Genomic DNA, 16,741 nt, shown 5'->3' on the forward strand with positions numbered 1-16,741 from the left:
GGCGGCCGTCAGGTCAGCGTCGCCAGACGCTCGGCCTCGTCCTCGGCGATCAGCGCGTCCAGCACCTCGTCCAGGGACTCGCCGGTGATCACCCGGTCGAGCTTGTAGAGGGTCAGGTTGATGCGGTGGTCGGTCACCCGCCCCTGGGGGAAATTGTAGGTGCGGATGCGCTCCGAGCGGTCGCCGGAACCGACCTGGCTCTTGCGGTCCGCCGCCCGCGCCTCGTCGGCGGCCTGGCGCTGCAGGTCGTAGAGCCGGGCGCGCAGGATGCGCATGGCCTTGGCCCGGTTCTTGTGCTGGGACTTCTCGTCCTGCTGGGTGACGACGACGCCGGTGGGGATGTGGGTGATGCGCACCGCGCTGTCGGTTGTGTTGACGTGCTGGCCGCCGGCGCCGCTGGAGCGGTAGACGTCGACCCGCAGGTCCTTGTCCTCGATGTGGATGTCCACCTCCTCGGCCTCCGGCAGCACGGCGACGGTGGCGGCGGAGGTGTGGATGCGGCCCTGGCTTTCGGTCACGGGCACGCGCTGCACCCGGTGCACGCCGCTCTCGAACTTCAGGCGGGCATAGACGCCGCGGCCGGTAATGGACGCGACGGCTTCCTTGTAGCCGCCCAGCTCGTTCTCGGAGACCTCCATGACCTCGAAACGCCAGCCGCGGTTCTGGGCATAGCGCTGGTACATGGCGAACAGGTCGGCGGCGAACAGGGCCGCCTCGTCGCCGCCGGTGCCGGCGCGCACTTCCAGGATGACGTTCTTCTCGTCCGCCTCGTCCTTCGGCAGCAGCAGGATCTGAACCTCGCGCTCCAGGTCCGGCAGGCGGGATTCGATCTCCTCCACCTCGGCCTCGGCGAGTTCCCGCAGGTCGGCATCGCCGCCATCGGCGAGCGCCTGGGCGTCCGCCAGCTCGGCCCGGGTGCGCTTCAGCTCCTCGACCTTGGCCACCACGGGGGCCAGTTCCGACAGCTCGCGCGACATCTTCTGGAACGCGCTGGAGTCCAGCTTCTCCGGGCTGGACATCAAAGCCTCCAGCTCCTTCGCGCGATCGACCACCCGGTCGAGGGTCGCCTCAAGGCTCACGTCTCGTCTCCTCCCTGCGGGTCCGGCATGTCGAACAGCCGGAACACCAGATCCTTCGTCTGCCGGTCGAGCCGGCCCTGTTCCGCCAGGTCGCGCAGCAGCACCGACGGCGCATGCGCCAGACGGGCGGCGATGCGCCGGGCGAGGTCCGCATCGGCGCCCGCCACCTCCGCCACCATCGCCTCCACATGGGCGCGCAGGGCGGCGATGTCCGGGGCGGCGTCCCGGCCGGACCGGTCGCGGGTGAAGGCGGCCACCGCCTCCTCCACCATCCGCTCGGCCCGTGCCGCCTCGCCGGCCCGGTCGGCCATGCCGGCCCGGGTGATGGCCTCCAGGTCGCCCACGTCGTAGACGAAGGCCTCATCCAACCGGTGGACCGCAGGCTCTACATCGCCGGGCACCGACAGGTCGAGCAGGAAGAACGGCCGGCGCCGCCGGCGGCGCAGCGCGGCTTCGATCATCTCGGCGGTGATCAGGTACTGGCCCTCGCCCAGGGTGGTCACCACCACATCGGCCCGGTCGAGCGCGGCGCCGAGCTGGTCGAGCCCGCCGTGATGCGCCTCCAGCTCGCGCGCCGCCAGGGCCGCGCGCCGGGGGAAGCGGTCGAGCACCTCCATCCCCTCCATGCCCGCCGCGGCCATGTGCTCGGCGATCAGCAGCCCCAGCTCGCCGGTGCCGGCCAGCAGGCCGGCGCGGCCGTCGAGATCGCCGAACAGGTCGCGCACCCGGGCGATGGCGGCGGCGGCGAGGGAGACCGGCCCCTCGCCGATCTTCGTCTCGCTGCGCACCCGCTTGGCCACCGCATAGGCGGCCCGCATGGTGTCCTCCACCACCGGGCCGGTGCCGCCCAGGTCGCGGCACAGCCGGTGGGCGGCGCGGACCTGGCCCAGCACCTGCGGCTCGCCCACCACCTGGCTGTCCAGGGAGCAGGCGACCCGGAAGACGTGGCGCACCGCCTCGTCGCTGGCATGGGCGTAGAGCAGAGGACGCAGCACCGCGCCGTCGACATCGACCGGCCGGCCGAGCTCGGCGGCGACGGTTTCGGGCGAGCGCTGCGGGTCCTGGAAGCGGCCGATCACCTCCACCCGGTTGCAGGTGGAGAGCACGAGGGCCTCCTGGGCACCGCGCGCCTTCAGCGCGTCGAGCATGGCCGGCATCTCGGCATCGTCGACGAACAGCTTCTCGCGCACCCCATCGGGGCAGGATCGGTGATCGACGCCGATCACCTGGAGCGGCGGTGGAGCGGCAGACATGGCGCGGCCCTAAAGCGCGTCGGTCCGCGCCCCGTCGGTCCTGTCGAGTCCGCGCTCCAGAATACGTCGTGCCAAGGTCAGGCTCCTACCGCGACCGGGCGCGCCGCCCGGTTTCCGGACCAGTCTACTCCGCCGCGACGCCGGAATCCGCTGCCGCCTGCTCGGCCTCGATCTCCGCCGCCTTCTTCTCGATCAGCTCGACCATGTGGTCGACCACGTCCTTGCTCTTCAGGCGGTGGTCCGGCTGACCGGCGATATAGACCATATGGGTCCCGTTGCCGCCGCCGGTGATGCCGATATCGGTCTCGCGCGCCTCGCCCGGGCCGTTCACCACGCAGCCGATCACCGACACGGTCATCGGCGTGGTGATATGGGCCAGCCGCTCCTCCAGGATGCGGACATTCTCGATCACGTCGAACTGCTGGCGGGCGCAGGACGGGCAGGAGATCACGTTGACGCCGCGGTGGCGCAGGTTCAGGGACTTCAGGATGTCGAAGCCGACCTTCACCTCCTCCTCCGGCGGGGCGGAGAGCGAGACGCGGATGGTGTCGCCGATGCCGCTCCACAGCAACATGCCGAGGCCGATGGACGACTTCACCGTGCCGATGCGCTGGGCGCCGGCCTCGGTCACGCCGAGATGCAGCGGGTAGTCGCAGGCCTCCGCCAGGCCCTGATAGGCGGCGGTGGCGAGGAACACGTCAGACGCTTTCACGCTGATCTTGAAGTTCCGGAAGTCGTTGTCCTCCAGGATCTTCGCGTGATCCAGCGCGCTCTCGACCATCGCCTCGGGACAAGGCTCGCCGTATTTCTCCAGCAGGTGCTTCTCCAGGCTGCCGGCATTCACACCGATGCGCATCGAGCAGCCGTAATCCTTGGCCGCCTGCACCACCTCGCGCACCCGCGCGGCCGAGCCGATATTGCCTGGATTGATCCGCAGGCAGGCGGCGCCGTTCTCGGCCGCCTCGATCGCCCGTTTGTAGTGGAAGTGGATGTCGGCGACGATCGGCACGCTGACCTGGGCGGTGATCTGCTTCAGCGCCTTCGACGACTCCTCGTCCGGGCAGCTCACCCGGACGATGTCGGCGCCGGCGGCCTCGCAGCGCTGAATCTGCTCGACCGTCGCCTTGACGTCGGCCGTCAGGGTGTTGGTCATGGTCTGGACGGTGATCGGCGCCCCGTCGCCCACCGGGACAGATCCCACATTGACGCGGCGGGAAGGACGCCGGTGGATGTCGCGGTACGGTCGGACACTCATGGTGGCCTCGGCTGTCGGTGCAGTGGGGGGTCTGCTTCGAGCGCCCGTTATAGACGATGACCGGCCGCCACGAAAGCCGGGCCCGCCAGCGGGCGACCGAATGCCGCCCGATGTCTCACAGACGTGAGGTCAGTTGCGGCCGGCGATCGCCGTGCCCGCCGCCAGACGGGCCGGATCGAGGGCGATGTTGCGCACCACCTCACCGAAGGTACCGAGGCTGGGCGCGGGCGCTCCGTCGACCACGATCTCCAGCGCGCCGGCATTGCCGGTCGCCAGGGTCAGGCCGGGACGATCGGGCACGCGGTAGACGTCGCCGTTGCGCAGGACCCGGGTGAACAGGGTGGTCCCGTCCTGGGCGCGGACCTGCACCCAGCTCTCGCCGGTAGCGCGGACGACGACCCGCTCGATCGCGGCCGGGGTCCGGTCGGCAGCACCGGCGCCGGGCACGGCCGCTTCGGAGGCGCCAATCAGACCGCTCAGGCGCGGTGCGCTGGGCACGGGGCTGGCGGTCTGGCCGGCGGTGTCGGCGGTCGCGAGAGGCTGCGTCGCGGCCAGCGCCTGGGTCGGCTCCGGCGCGGCGGAGGCCAGGGCGGTGGAGCGCGGCTCCGGATCGGCGGCCGGCGTATCCTCCGCCGTGTCGGCGGGTGCCGGACCGGTCGCCGGTGCCGGCGCCTCGGTGACCGTCACCGGTGCGACCGGGGCGGACTCCGCCGCCGGCGCGTCCGTGGTCGGCCGGGTAATGGCGGAGGCCGGGGCGCTTGCCGTCTGGCGCGTCTCGGCCGGGGTGGTTTCTGTGGCCGGCGCCTCGCCGCTGGTGGAGCGGGCGGTGACCGGCACGCTGGTGGGGTTGGCGGCGGTATAGGTGTTGTCGGGAACGATCGGGGCGGTGTCCGGCGCAGTGTCCGGCGCGGTCGGGCTCTGCGCCGTCGCCGTCTGGGGCGGCGGCGTGACGGCCGGCTCAGAGGAGGCCGAGGACGGGACTGGCACGCCAGGGGCCGGGGCCGACACGGCGGCCGGCGGGGTCTGGCCCTCGATCAGTGTGGCGAGCCGCTCGGGCACGTCGGGCACCATGTCGTAGACCGACATGCCGCGCTCCGACAGCCAGTACCAGCCGCCATAGGCGAGGCCGGCGAGCAGCACGGACGCGAACATCAGCCCGACGCCCGGCACACGGCCTTCGGGTGCAGGCGACGGGAACACGAGCTGGGTGCGCTGGTGGAGGCCGGCGGCCTCCTGCTTGAAGTGTTTGACCGCCCGCTCGACATCGAGGCCGAGGAAGGCCGCATAGGTTCGTACATAGCCTATGGCGTATGTGGTGCCCGGCAGAACGTCCGGCCGGCCCTCTTCCAGGGCGGCCAGGAATTCGGCGCGGATACGAAGCTGGGCGGCGACATCGGCGATCTCGAGACCGGCCGCTTCGCGCGCCTGCCGCAGTTCCTGCCCGATGGTCGGGTCCGACCCGGAGTCTCGATAGGGCATCGCGTCTCCCTCCTTGGCGGACGACCATCCCGAGGACCGGCCACCCCTGAGGCCGGACATCGGACGGTGGCCGTCCCCCATCCTGGAGCCAGCCTCGTTCGCGGCCTCGCGGGTCCGGGCCCGCCCGGTTTGCGTCAGCGACTCGATCTCGGTCAGCCGCAACTTTGTCCGTGCCGTCTTCAGCGTCATGGTCGCCTCGGCCAAGTAGCGGTATGGCAACTGTCGGCTCGCGTCTCCGCCCCCGCGCGAACCGCTCTCATTACGCGGCGACGATACTTCAATGTTTGATGTAATTCAATTACCTATTCAGGAGAGCCGTCTTTACGTCTTAGAAAGGTGGCGGAAAAGCGGGCCTGGAATTCGCCGTTTTCAGCGACGGTCCGAGAGGTAACTCTTCAAGTGATTTCGCAGAGAACCTGTCTTTTTTTTCATCGAATACAAAATAAAGTCGGATAACTGATTGATATTGGCTGAAAGTATGGCTTCCTTGACCGGACCGATCGAGACCGCGGACATCGACAGGGTGCGGTAGCCGAGTGCTGCGAGCGCGAGCGCCTCGAGCGGTCGTCCCGCCATCTCGCCGCAGACGGAGACGTCGATCCCGGCCGCCTTGCCGGCCTCCACGATACGTCGCATGGCATCGAGAAATAACACCGAAAGCGGGTCGTATCGATTCGCCGTGCGCTCGCCGCCCCGGTCGGCGGCGAACAGGAACTGCAGCAGGTCGTTGCTCCCCACGGAGAGGAAATCCGCCTCCCGCGCCAGCTCCTCGATCGCCAGCAGGGCCGACGGCACCTCCACCATGGCCCCCACGGAAATGGCGCTGGGCATGGCGCCCGGCCGGTCGGCGGCCCGGGCGATCTCCAGGTCGACGATGGCCCGCGCGGCGCGGAACTCGTCCACCGTGGCCACCATCGGCACCATGATGCGAACCGGCCGCTCACCGGCCGCCTGGATCATGGCGCGGACCTGCTGGCGCAGGATCGCCGGCTGGTCGAGGCCGATGCGCAACGCCCGCCAGCCGAGCGCCGGGTTCTCCTCGACCTCGTGGACGAAGGAATGCAGCCGCTTGTCGCCACCGGCATCCAGGGTGCGGAAGGTCACCGCCCGGTCCCCGGCGCTGTCCAGGATGCGGCGGTAAAGCTCGGTCTGGGCGTCCACGTCGGGATATTCGCGCCGCACCAGGAACGGGATCTCGGTGCGGTACAGGCCAATCCCCTCGGCCCCGACCGCCTCCAGTTGGGTGACGTCGACCAGCAGCCCGGCATTCATCTGCAGCGACAGGCGCACGCCGTCGCGGCTGACCGCCGGGGTGTCGCGCAGGGCGGCGTAGCGGGCGCGGGTGGCCTCGCGCGCGGTCAGGCTCTCGCGGAACTGGGCGCGTGCGTCGTCGCCGGGCCGGACCAGCACCTGGCCATGATCGCCGTCGACGATCAGCGGGTCGCCCGGATCGACCTCCTCGATTAGATGGGCCAGCCGGCCGACCACCGGGATGTCGAGGGCGCGGGCGACGATGCCCACATGGGCGGTGGCCGAGGCCTCCTCCAGCACCAGCCCCTTGAGCTGGGCCCCGGCATAGTCCAGCAGCTCCGCCGGCCCCATGGAGCGGGCGACGAGGATGAACGGCTCGTCCGGTGCCGCCGGCTCGGGCGTCGCCTCGCCCGCCGCCAGCCGGCGCAGCAGGCGCAGGGCCACGTCCTCGAAATCGGCCAGCCGCTCGCGGAGGTACTCGTCCTTCACCGCCGCCATGCGCGAGCGGGTGTCATCGCGCACCTTCTGTACGGCCGCTGCCGCCGTCAGGCCGCTGTCGATGGCGTCGCGGATGCGGCCGATCCAGCCGGTGTCGCGGGCGATCAGCCGGTAGGTCTCCAGCACGTCGCGGTGCTCGCCGGCCGCCGACAGGGCTTCCGACTCCATCACCCGGTCCAGGGATTCGTGCATGTCGGCGAGCGCGGTCTGCAGCAGTTCGTGCTCGACCGCGGGATCCTCGGCGACCACGCCGCCGATCACCACTCGGGGCTGGTGCAGCCTTGCATTGCCGATCGCCACCCCGTCATGGATGCGGATGCCGTGGATCACCAGCGGCCCGCGATCCCGGTTCGGGTCGCCGCCGGGCAGGCTCATGGTCGTCAGCACCTCGGCCAGGACCATGGCCAGGGTTTCCAGCGACTCCACCTCCTCCTCATCCAGCTCGCGCATGGAGACGTGCTGCACCACCAGCACGCCGAGCACCCGGTCGGAGCGGCGGATCGGCACGCCGGCGAAGGACTGGAACGCCTCCTCCCCGGTCTCCGGTCGGTAGGCGAATTTCGGATGCTTCTGGGCCTCCGCCAGGGTCAGCGGCAGGCGGGTCTCGGCGATGTGGCCGACCAGCCCCTCGCCCGGCTGGAAGAACAGCCGGTGGACCGCCTGCGGGTTCAGACCCTGGGTGGCGCAGAGTTCCAGCACCCGGCCCGGGCGCTGGACGTAGATCGAGCAGACCTCGGCCCCCAGCTCGTGGGCGATCACCTGGACGGTGCTGTCGAGGCGCTGCTGCGGCGTGCCGACCCCCGCCATGACGTCGCGCAGACGGCGCAACATCTCGCGGGGACCACCCCCCGGTCCGGTTTCACGGGCTCCGGTGGGTGCGTTCATGACACTTAGCCGTCACCGTCGGCGTCGAGGCCGTAGGCGGTATGCAGCGCGCGCACGGCCAGCTCGGTGTAGTCGGAGGCGATCAGCACACTGACCTTGATCTCCGAGGTGGAGATGACCTGGATGTTGATGCCCTTGGCGGCCAGCGTCTGGAACATGGTTTTGGCCACGCCCGGCTGGCTGCGCATGCCGACGCCGACGACCGAGATCTTGCAGACCCCCGCGTCGGAGACGATCTCGGAATACCCGAGCTCGCCCTTGAGCCCGTCGAGCACCTGATGGGCCCGGTCGAGATCGGTCGATCCGACGGTGAAGGTCAGGTCGGTGGACTTGCCGTCCTGGCTGACGTTCTGGACGATCATGTCGACATTGACCGCGCTGTCGGCCAGCGACCCGAAGATGGCGCCCGCCACGCCCGGACGGTCCGGCACGCCGACCAGCGTGACCTTCGCTTCATCGGGGCTGTAGGCGATACCGGTGACGACTTGCTGCTCCACGATTTCTCCCTCGTCGACGACCATCGTGCCGGGCTTGTCCTCGAAGCTGGAGAGGACCTGCACGCGCACGCCGTGCTGCATGGCCATGGCGACCGACCGGGTCTGGAGGACCTTGGCCCCCTGGGAGGCCAGTTCCAGCATCTCCTCATAGGTGATGCGGTCGATCTTGCGCGCCTTGGCGGTGATACGCGGATCGGTCGTGTAGACCCCATCCACGTCCGTATAGATGTCGCACCGGTCGGCGTCCAACGCGGCGGCCAGCGCCACCGCCGACGTGTCCGACCCGCCCCGGCCGAGCGTAGTGATGCGGTTGTCCGGGCCGATGCCCTGGAAGCCGGCGACGACGGCCACCTGCCCCTGGGCGAAGCGCTCGCGCATCACCGTGGTGTCGATCTCGCCGATGCGGGCCTTGCCGTGGATGCCGTCGGTGCGGAACGGGATCTGCCAGCCGAGCCAGGACCGGGCGTTCACGCCGAGATCCTGCAGCGCCAGCGCCAGCAGCCCGACGGTCACCTGCTCGCCGGAGGCCACGACGACGTCGTATTCCCGGGCGTCGTGCAGGCGCGCGATCTCGTTGGTCCAGGCGACGAGCTGGTTGGTCGTGCCGGACATGGCGGAGACCACCACGGCGACCTCGTTGCCGGCATCGACCTCGGCTTTGACGCGGCGCGCCACGTTCTTGATCCGGTCCGTATTGCCGACGGAGGTCCCGCCGAACTTCATCACGATGCGCGCCATCGTCTGTCCGCTCCGAGTCTTCTGGATGCCCTGTTTGTTCAGGGTGCCCTGCCCGATGCGCCTTTCGGTCGCAAAGCCTTGCCGGACAAGGGCGGCGCTATCCATAGTATGGGGACTCCCAAGGAGCAAGCGGCAGGACCGCTTAATGATGTGAGGAGTCTATCATGTTGAGGTCTCTGTTGCGCCGGGCGGCGGACGCGCGGGCCGAACGGGCGCCGGGCTCCCCCCTGGACGCCCCGGCGCGCGGCACCGTCGACCGGGCCGATATCGACCGTTTCGCGCTGCTCGCCGAGCGCTGGTGGGACCCGGACGGACCGCACGGCCCGCTGCACCGCTTCGTGCCGGTGCGCATGCAAGTGATCCGCGACGCCCTCGCCCCGCTGGCGAAGAAGGCCAGGGGCCGGCAGGTACTGGCCGGGCTGAGCGTGCTGGATATCGGCTGCGGCGGCGGGCTGCTGTCGGAGCCGATGACCCGACTCGGCGCCGAGGTGACCGGTGTGGATGCCGACGCCGCCGGGATCGCGGCCGCCATCGCCCATGCGGGCGAGATGGGACTGCAGATCGACTACCGCGCCGGTGCGGCCGAGGACCTGGCGGCGGACGGGCTGCGCTTCGACGCGGTGGTGGCGAGCGAGGTGGTCGAGCATGTGGCCGACAAGCCGGCCTTCGTGACGGCGCTGGCGTCGCTGCTGAAGCCGGGCGGGGTGCTGGTGCTGACGACGATCAACCGCACCGCCCGCTCCCGCGCCCAGGCGATCGTGGCGGCGGAGTACATCCTGCGCTGGGTCCCGCGCGGCACCCACGACTGGACCCAGTTCCCCACCCCGGCGGAACTGACCGGGCTGCTGGAGGCGGCTGGGTTCGAGGTGGATCCGGCGCTCGGCCTGGTGTTCGACCCGGTCGACGGGACGTTCTCCCTGTCGGCCGACGCGCGGGTGAACTACGCCCTGGTGGCGCGGAAGGGTTAGCCTTTCCCCTTCCCGTCATCCCGGACAGCCCCGGACCCGATCCGGGGCTGGGCCGGGACCGTGCTCCCTGCGGAGGTGTCTGGGTCCCGGGCCGTCTCCGGATCGGGCCCGGAGCCGCCCGGGATGACGGGCATGGGGTTGGGGTGGCCGGCCCGTCGACACGTCGCTCCGCTCCCGCTCAGGGCGAGGTCCGATCAAACCCATCCCCGTCATCCTGACGCACGTCAGGATCAAGCTGCCGGCGTCAGTGCGCCGCAGATCCTGACGTGCGTCAGGATGACGGTTGGGGGCGAAGGGGAGGGAGAATTTAGAAAGACCTCACCCTAAGCAGCCCCGGCCTTGTGCCGGGGCGTGTCGAAGGGCGGCGCTACTCGTAACTCCGCTGGTCGTCGATCACCTTGCCGTCGTTCGGCAGGGTCCCCGGCGCCACAAGCTGAACGCCGCCGCGCATCTTGGTCACCGCCTGCAGGCTCTCGGCGACAGCCACGCGCAGGGCCTCGCCGCCGCCGGCGACCTCCACCGACAGGGCCATCGCATCCACGCCCTTCTCGCCCGTGACGGTCAGCCGGGCGCGGACGATCTCCTTGTGCCGGGCGGCGATGGCGGCGACCTGGGAGGGATGGACGAACATGCCCTTCACCTTGGTGGTCTGGTCGGCCCGGCCCATCCAGCCCTTGATCCGCAGGTTGGTGCGCCCGCACGGGCTCTGCCCCTCCAGCACCGCCGACAGGTCCCCGGTGGCGAACCGGACCAGCGGATAGTCCGGGTTCAGCACCGTCACCACCACCTCGCCGACCTCGCCGTCGGGCACCGGATCGCCGGTGCCGGGACGCACGATCTCGATGATCGCGCCCTCGTCGGCGATCATCCCCTCGCGCGCCGGGCTCTCATAGGCGATCAGCCCGAGATCGGCCGTCGCATAGGCCTGCATGCAGCTCACCCCCAGCCCCTCGATCTCCGCCCGCAGGCTCGGCGGCAGGGCGCCGCCGGAGACGAGTGACTTGGACAGGGAGGACACGTCCTTGCCGGCCTCGGCCCCCTTCTCCAGCAGGGTCTTCAGAAAGGACGGGGTGCCGACATAGGCGACCGGCTTCAGGGCGGCGATGGCGTCGAGTTGCTGCTCGGTATTGCCGACCCCGGCCGGGATCACCGGGCAGCCCAGCGCCTCGGCCGCCGACTGGCCGATCCAGCCGCCCGGGGTGAGGTGATAGGCGAAGGTGTTGATCACCAGGTCGCCGCGCCGGAACCCGGCGGCGAACAGGGCGCGGGCGAAGCGGTAATAGTCGGCCGAATGCCCCTCCGGCTCGAAGATCGGCCCCGGCGAGATCAGCACCCGGGCCAGGTCCGACAGCGGCGTGGCGTTCAGCCCGCCGAAGGGCGGCGCCTTCGCCTGCAGCTCCATCAGATCGGATTTGCGCAGCACCGGCAGCTTGGCCAGGTCGGCGCGGCTGCGCACCGCGTTGGCGTCCACATCCGCGAGCGACCGGGCGAAATAGGCGGTGTTGGTCTTGGCATGGGCGATCTGCGCCGGCAGGCATTGGGCCAGCGACGCGGCCCGTTCGTCGGCGCTGCGGGTCTCCAGCGCGTCGTAATGGTCGGCCATGGGTCCTCCGACGAATGAGAGAATGGCGACGGCTTGGGACCGGCTCAGCCGATCCAGCGCTTGCGGCGGCGGTAGTGCTTGACGTCGCGGAAGCTCTTGCGGCCCTCGCCGCCGAGGCCGAGGTAGAATTCCTTGACGTCCTCGTTGTTCCGAAGCTGCTCCGCCTCGCCCTCCATGACGACGCGGCCGCTCTCCAGGATATAGCCGAACTTGGCGTAGCGCAGGGCGATGTTGGTGTTCTGCTCGGCCAGCAGGATGGTCACCCCCTCCTGCTCGTTGATCTGCTTCACGATCTCGAAGATCTGTTCCACGAGCTGCGGGGCGAGGCCCATGGAGGGTTCGTCCAGCAGGATCATCTTCGGCCGGCTCATCAGGGCGCGGCCGATGGCGACCATCTGCTGCTCGCCGCCCGACGTGTAGCCGGCCTGGCTGCTGCGCCGCTCGCGCAGGCGCGGGAAGTAGTTGTAGACCATCTCCAGGTCGCGCTGGATGCCCTGGCGGTCGTTGCCCCGGGTGAAGGCCCCGGTCAGCAGGTTCTCCTCCACCGTCAGGTGCTCGAAGCAGTGGCGGCCCTCCATCACCTGGATGCAGCCGCGCTTCACCAGGTCGTTCGGGCTGGAGGCCTGCACGGCGACGCCGTCGAACTCGATGCTGCCCTTGGTGACCTCGCCGCGCTCGGTGCCGAGCAGGTTGGAGATCGCCTTCAGGGTCGTGGTCTTTCCGGCGCCGTTGGCGCCCAGGATGGCGACGATGCCGCCCTTCGGCACCTCCAGCGAGATGCCGCGCAGCACCAGGATCACGTGGTCGTAGATGACCTCGATGTTGTTGACCTTGAGCAGCGGCTGGGCCGCGCCGGGGGCTTCGGAAACTGCGCTCATCGGTTCTCGTCCTGGGTTGCGCCGTCAGGGAGCGGGAGGCGTGTCGGGGGACGCCGGTCTGGCCGGCGTCCCCCCGGTTGCGGGCCGGTCGCTGCTTACGAGCAGCTGCGCGGCGTGATGTTGTTCTCCTTGGCGTACTGCTCGGCGTCCTGGTCGATCAGCGGCCGGGTCAGGGCGGTATCGGCCTTGATCCAGTCGGTCTTGATCTCCCATTCCTTGCCGTTCCACTGCTGGATCTTGATCGCCGGATCCTGACCCTCGTGGTTGTCGCAGGTGATGGTCACCGGCGGCATCAGGCCGGTCATGCCGAGCTCCTCGATCCGCTCGGCGGTGACGTTCAGGTTCTCCATGCCCCAGCGCATCTCCTCGCCGGTGATCACCCGATTGCCGTACTGCGCCTGGGCGGTGCGGATCGCCTCGACCACATAGGCCGCGGCCGCCATGCCGCGGGAGTACAGCACGCCGCCGATCTCGTCGCGGTTCCAGGACCCCTTGCCCGCGTCGTAGAGGGCGTTGATGTCCTCGTAGACCTTGAAGTCGGTGCCGACGCCGTTGAACGTCGCGCCCTTGTAGCCGATGGCGCCGTCACCGGCCGGGATGACGTCCGGCTCGGCCGCCGCCCACCAGTTGCCGATGAACTTCTCCATCGGATACTTCACGTTCGCCGCCTCGTTGATGGCGGTCGAGTTCATGGCACCCCAGCCCCACATGATCATATAGGCCGGACGGGCCCGGCGGACCTGCAGCCAGATCGACTTCTGCTCGGTCATCGCCGCCGGCGGCACCGGGTACTTGTCGTAGGTGAAGCCGTACTTCTCGGCCAGGATGTCCAGGGTCGGGATCGGCTCCTTGCCATAGGGATGGTCGAGATAGATGAAGCCGAGATTCTGGCCCTTCAGCTTGTCGTACCCGCCCTCCTGCTCGGCGATGTACTTGATCACCGCCGTCATCTGGTTCCAGTAGGTCGAGGGGAAGTTGAAGACGTAGGGGAAGACCCGGCCGTCGGCCGCCGAGGTCCGGCCGTAGCCCATGGACAGCAGCGGAATCTTGTCCGCCGTCGCCTTCTCGATCAGGGCGTAGGTGATGCCGGTGGACCACGGGTTGATGACGGTGGCACCGCCATACTGGTTCTTCACGCGGTCGTAGCACTCCACGCCGCGGTCGGTCTTGTACCCGGTCTCGCACTCTTCGTAGATGATCTGCACGCCGTTGATGCCGCCGTCGCGGTGGTTGACCATCGCCAGGTAGTCGGCGAAGCCGTGGGCGGTGGGCGTACCGCTGGGCGCGTAGGGGCCGGTCTTGTAGACCAGGTTCGGGATGAACTGGCCCTCGGCCTGCGCGGCGCCGGCCAGCCCGAGAAGGCCGACCGCGGCGGCTGCCATGGTCATGGTAACTGAACGGAAGTTCATCTTCCTATGTCCTCCCTGTTTGCAAAGCGGTGCTTTGCTTCTGTTGGCCGCGGCCGGTGCGGTGTCTCCCGCCCTTCGCCGCCGCCGAAACGACACGCCCGCGCGTTTTCCCTACCAGTTGGCCTAGTACGGGAACGGCCACAGGCGCAGTTTCTCCTTCGTGATCGACCAGAGCCGGGCCAGGCCATGCGGCTCGACGATCAGAAAGAAGACGATGAGCGCACCGAACACCATGAACTCGAGGTGGCTGATCAGTTCGGTGGGCACTTCCAGGCCGACCCATCCGGGGGCGCTGTTCAGGAAGATCGGCAGCAGGAAAATGAAGAAGGCGCCCAGGAAGCATCCCAGGATGCTGCCGAGCCCGCCGATGATCACCATGAACAGCACGGAGAACGACCGGAAGATGTCGAAGGCGGTCGCCTCGACGGTGTTGATGTAGCAGAACGACCACAGCACCCCGGCAACCCCGCAGTAGAACGAGCTGACCGCGAAGGCCGAGAGCTTGGTCGGCAGCGGCTTGATGCCGATCAGCTCGGCGGCGATGTCCATATCGCGGATCGCCATCCAGGTCCGGCCAATGCGGCCGCGCACCAGGTTGGCGGCGATCAGCGCCAGGATCACGGTGAAGCCGAGGATGAACAGGTAGCGCGCCTCGACCGAGGCCTCCGCCCCGGTGACCAGGTAGCCGAACATCTCGCGCGGCGGCGCGGTCGGCACGCCGGCGATCGAGTAGTTCACGAACCACGGCACTTTCTGGAACAGCCAGAGCAGGAAGAACTGCGCCGCCAGCGTGGTGACCGCCAGGTAGAAGCCCTTGATGCGCAGGCTCGGCAGGCCGAAGGCGACGCCGATCATCGCCGCGGCGATGCCGCCGAGGATCACCACCGCCCAGATCGGCATCCACGGGAAGGCCGTGGCGATCTTGTAGCCGAGGAAGGCGCCGGCGGCCATGAAGGCGCCGGTGCCAAGGCTGAGCTGGCCGCAATAGCCCAGCAGGATGTTCAGCCCGATCGTGGCGATCGCCATGATCAGGGTCGGGATCAGAATGGAGCCGAGCCAGTACTCGTTGCCGATGACCGGGATCACCAGGGCGGCGAAGGCCACCACGGAGATCACGAAGATGCGGTCGAGCGGGATGCGGAACAGGGCCTGGTCGGCCGCGTAGCTCGTCTTGTAGATGCCGGCTTCGCGGTAGAACATCGTGTCAGACCCTTTCGATGATCTTGTCGCCGAACAGGCCCTGGGGCCGGTACAGCAGGAACAGCATGGCGACGACGTAGGCGAACCACTCCTCGATGCCGCCGCCGATGTAGGGGCCGAGATAGATCTCGGCGACCTTCTCGCCGACGCCGATGATCAGCCCGCCGACGATGGCGCCGGGCACCGAGGTGAAGCCGCCGAGGATCAGCACCGGCAGGGCCTTGAGCGCCAGGATCGACAGCGAGAACTGCACGCCCAGGCGCGAGCCCCAGATGATGCCGGCGACCAGAGCCACCAGGCCGGCCACCGCCCAGACGATGATCCAGATCTGGTTCAGCGGGATGCCCACAGAGAGGGCCGCCTGGTGGTCGTCGGCCACCGCGCGCAGCGCCCGGCCGATCCGCGTATAGGTGAAGAACACGGCCAGCACCGCGACCAGGCCGCCGGCGATGATCGCGGCGGAGACGTCGAACTGCTGCACCATGATCGCGCCGTCCGGCCCGACGAACCACGCGCCGTCGGGAATGCCCACATTGAGCGGATGCACGTCCGTGCCCCACAGCAGCTCGCCGAACCCTTCCAGGAAGAAGGCGATGCCGATCGTGGCCATGAACAGGATGATCGGCTCCTGGTTGACCAGGTGGCGGAGCACCAGGCGCTCAACCGCGAAGGCCCAGGCGACCATGATGGCGCCGGCCAGCAGCAGGGCCAGCATCATCGGCACGCCCATCTCCATGAAGCCGACGAAGCACAGGGCCGCGAACAGCACCATGAATCCCTGGGCGAAGTTGAACACGCCCGACGCCTTGAAGATCAGCACGAAGCCGAGGGCGATCAGCGAATACATCGTGCCGGCGAACATTCCGTTCAGCACGACCTCGATGAAGAACCAGAACTCCATTACGCCATCTCCGCCCGTCAGTCTTCGTGGGGGACGCCGAGATAGGCGTCGATCACGTTCTGGTTGCTTCGCACCTCATCCGGCGTGCCGTCGGCGATCTTGCGCCCGTAGTCGAGAACGACGACCCGGTCGGAGATGTCCATGACGACGCCCATGTCGTGCTCGATCAGCACGATGGTGGTGCCGAACTCCTCGTTCACGTCGAGGATGAAGCGGGACATGTCCTGCTTCTCCTCCACGTTCATGCCGGCCATCGGCTCGTCCAGCAGCAGGATCTTCGGCTCCATCGCCAGGGCCCGGCCGAGCTCGACCCGCTTCTGCAGCCCATAGGGCAGCCGGCCGACCGGCGTGCGGCGGATCGACTGGATCTCCAGGAAGTCGATGACGGTCTCCACGAAGGCGCGGTGCTCGATCTCCTCGCGCTGGGCCGGACCCCAGCGCAGGGCCTGCCAGAAGAACCCGCGGTTCATCTTCAGCACACGCCCGGTCATCAGGTTGTCCAGGGTCGACATGCCGCGGAACAGGGCGATGTTCTGGAAGGTACGGGCGATGCCGTTGGACGCCGCGAAATGCGGGTCCATGGCCGACATGGTCTTGCCGTTGAAGGTGATCGTGCCCTTCTGCGGCTTGTAGAAGCCGTTGATGCAGTTGAGCATCGACGACTTGCCCGCACCGTTCGGACCGATGATCGCCCGGATCTCGCCCTTGCGGACCTCGAAGCTGACGTTGTTGATGGCCTTCACGCCGCCGAAGCCCAGCTCGATGTTCTCCAGCTTCAGGACGACCTCGCCGACCTCCCGGTCCAGCATCTCCGCCTCCTGGGAGACCGTCTCCGGCTCGAACCCTT

13 protein-coding genes are annotated in these 16,741 nt (G+C 68.9%); 1 reads left to right on the plus strand and 12 read right to left on the minus strand.

Going from position 1 to position 16,741, the window contains the following annotated elements; all coding sequences use genetic code 11:
• Nucleotides 1–8: 8 nt before the first annotated feature.
• The 6 genes from prfA to ACOQOP_RS14765 form a co-directional block, all read right to left on the minus strand.
• Nucleotides 9–1,079, minus strand: a complete 1,071-nt coding sequence (gene prfA, locus ACOQOP_RS14740) for a peptide chain release factor 1 (RefSeq protein ID WP_420562563.1) — start codon at nucleotides 1,077–1,079, stop codon at nucleotides 9–11.
• The gene (gene hemA, locus ACOQOP_RS14745) at nucleotides 1,076–2,332 is read right to left on the minus strand and encodes a glutamyl-tRNA reductase (protein WP_420562564.1); all 1,257 of its coding nucleotides are present in this window, start codon (nucleotides 2,330–2,332) and stop codon (nucleotides 1,076–1,078) included. Before hemA ends, prfA begins: the two co-directional genes overlap by 4 nt.
• 124 nt (nucleotides 2,333–2,456) lie before the next feature.
• On the minus strand, nucleotides 2,457–3,587 hold the full coding sequence (gene ispG / locus ACOQOP_RS14750; RefSeq protein WP_420562565.1) for a flavodoxin-dependent (E)-4-hydroxy-3-methylbut-2-enyl-diphosphate synthase: 1,131 nt from the start codon (nucleotides 3,585–3,587) through the stop codon (nucleotides 2,457–2,459).
• 129 nt (nucleotides 3,588–3,716) lie between these two features.
• A complete protein-coding gene (locus ACOQOP_RS14755; protein ID WP_420562566.1) occupies nucleotides 3,717–5,066 on the minus strand; it encodes a RodZ domain-containing protein in 1,350 nt (449 codons plus the stop codon).
• Nucleotides 5,067–5,435: 369 nt separating this feature from the next.
• Nucleotides 5,436–7,646, minus strand: a complete 2,211-nt coding sequence (gene ptsP / locus ACOQOP_RS14760) for a phosphoenolpyruvate--protein phosphotransferase (protein ID WP_420562567.1) — start codon at nucleotides 7,644–7,646, stop codon at nucleotides 5,436–5,438.
• A gap of 59 nt (nucleotides 7,647–7,705) precedes the next feature.
• Nucleotides 7,706–8,935: an aspartate kinase gene (locus ACOQOP_RS14765; RefSeq protein WP_420562568.1), complete on the minus strand. Its 1,230-nt coding sequence runs from the start codon at nucleotides 8,933–8,935 to the stop codon at nucleotides 7,706–7,708.
• A 164-nt stretch (nucleotides 8,936–9,099) separates the two neighbouring features.
• On the opposite strand from ACOQOP_RS14765, the gene ubiG reads away from it, so the two are divergent.
• Entirely contained in the window at nucleotides 9,100–9,903 is an 804-nt protein-coding gene (ubiG, locus tag ACOQOP_RS14770; protein WP_420562569.1) for a bifunctional 2-polyprenyl-6-hydroxyphenol methylase/3-demethylubiquinol 3-O-methyltransferase UbiG, read from the plus strand.
• A 367-nt stretch (nucleotides 9,904–10,270) separates the two neighbouring features.
• Here ubiG and ACOQOP_RS14775 read toward each other — a convergent pair whose 3' ends face one another.
• From ACOQOP_RS14775 to ACOQOP_RS14800, 6 genes are all read right to left on the minus strand, one after another.
• Nucleotides 10,271–11,506, minus strand: a complete 1,236-nt coding sequence (locus tag ACOQOP_RS14775) for a phenylacetate--CoA ligase family protein (protein WP_420562570.1) — start codon at nucleotides 11,504–11,506, stop codon at nucleotides 10,271–10,273.
• 44 nt (nucleotides 11,507–11,550) lie between these two features.
• Entirely contained in the window at nucleotides 11,551–12,384 is an 834-nt protein-coding gene (locus ACOQOP_RS14780) for an ABC transporter ATP-binding protein (protein WP_420562571.1), read from the minus strand.
• A 95-nt stretch (nucleotides 12,385–12,479) separates the two neighbouring features.
• The gene (locus ACOQOP_RS14785) at nucleotides 12,480–13,793 is read right to left on the minus strand and encodes an ABC transporter substrate-binding protein (protein ID WP_420562572.1); all 1,314 of its coding nucleotides are present in this window, start codon (nucleotides 13,791–13,793) and stop codon (nucleotides 12,480–12,482) included.
• Nucleotides 13,794–13,916: 123 nt separating this feature from the next.
• Complete coding sequence (locus tag ACOQOP_RS14790; RefSeq protein WP_420562573.1) at nucleotides 13,917–14,993, minus strand: branched-chain amino acid ABC transporter permease; 1,077 nt, start codon at nucleotides 14,991–14,993, stop codon at nucleotides 13,917–13,919.
• Between the two features lie 4 nt (nucleotides 14,994–14,997).
• Nucleotides 14,998–15,894 (minus strand): branched-chain amino acid ABC transporter permease, encoded by an 897-nt coding sequence (locus ACOQOP_RS14795; RefSeq protein WP_420562574.1) that lies wholly within the window; start codon nucleotides 15,892–15,894, stop codon nucleotides 14,998–15,000.
• A gap of 17 nt (nucleotides 15,895–15,911) precedes the next feature.
• Nucleotides 15,912–16,703: an ABC transporter ATP-binding protein gene (locus ACOQOP_RS14800; protein ID WP_420566535.1), complete on the minus strand. Its 792-nt coding sequence runs from the start codon at nucleotides 16,701–16,703 to the stop codon at nucleotides 15,912–15,914.
• Between the last annotated feature and the right edge of the window lie 38 nt (nucleotides 16,704–16,741).

This window comes from Thalassobaculum sp., from assembly GCF_965223715.1.
Taxonomy (GTDB): domain Bacteria; phylum Pseudomonadota; class Alphaproteobacteria; order Thalassobaculales; family Thalassobaculaceae; genus Thalassobaculum.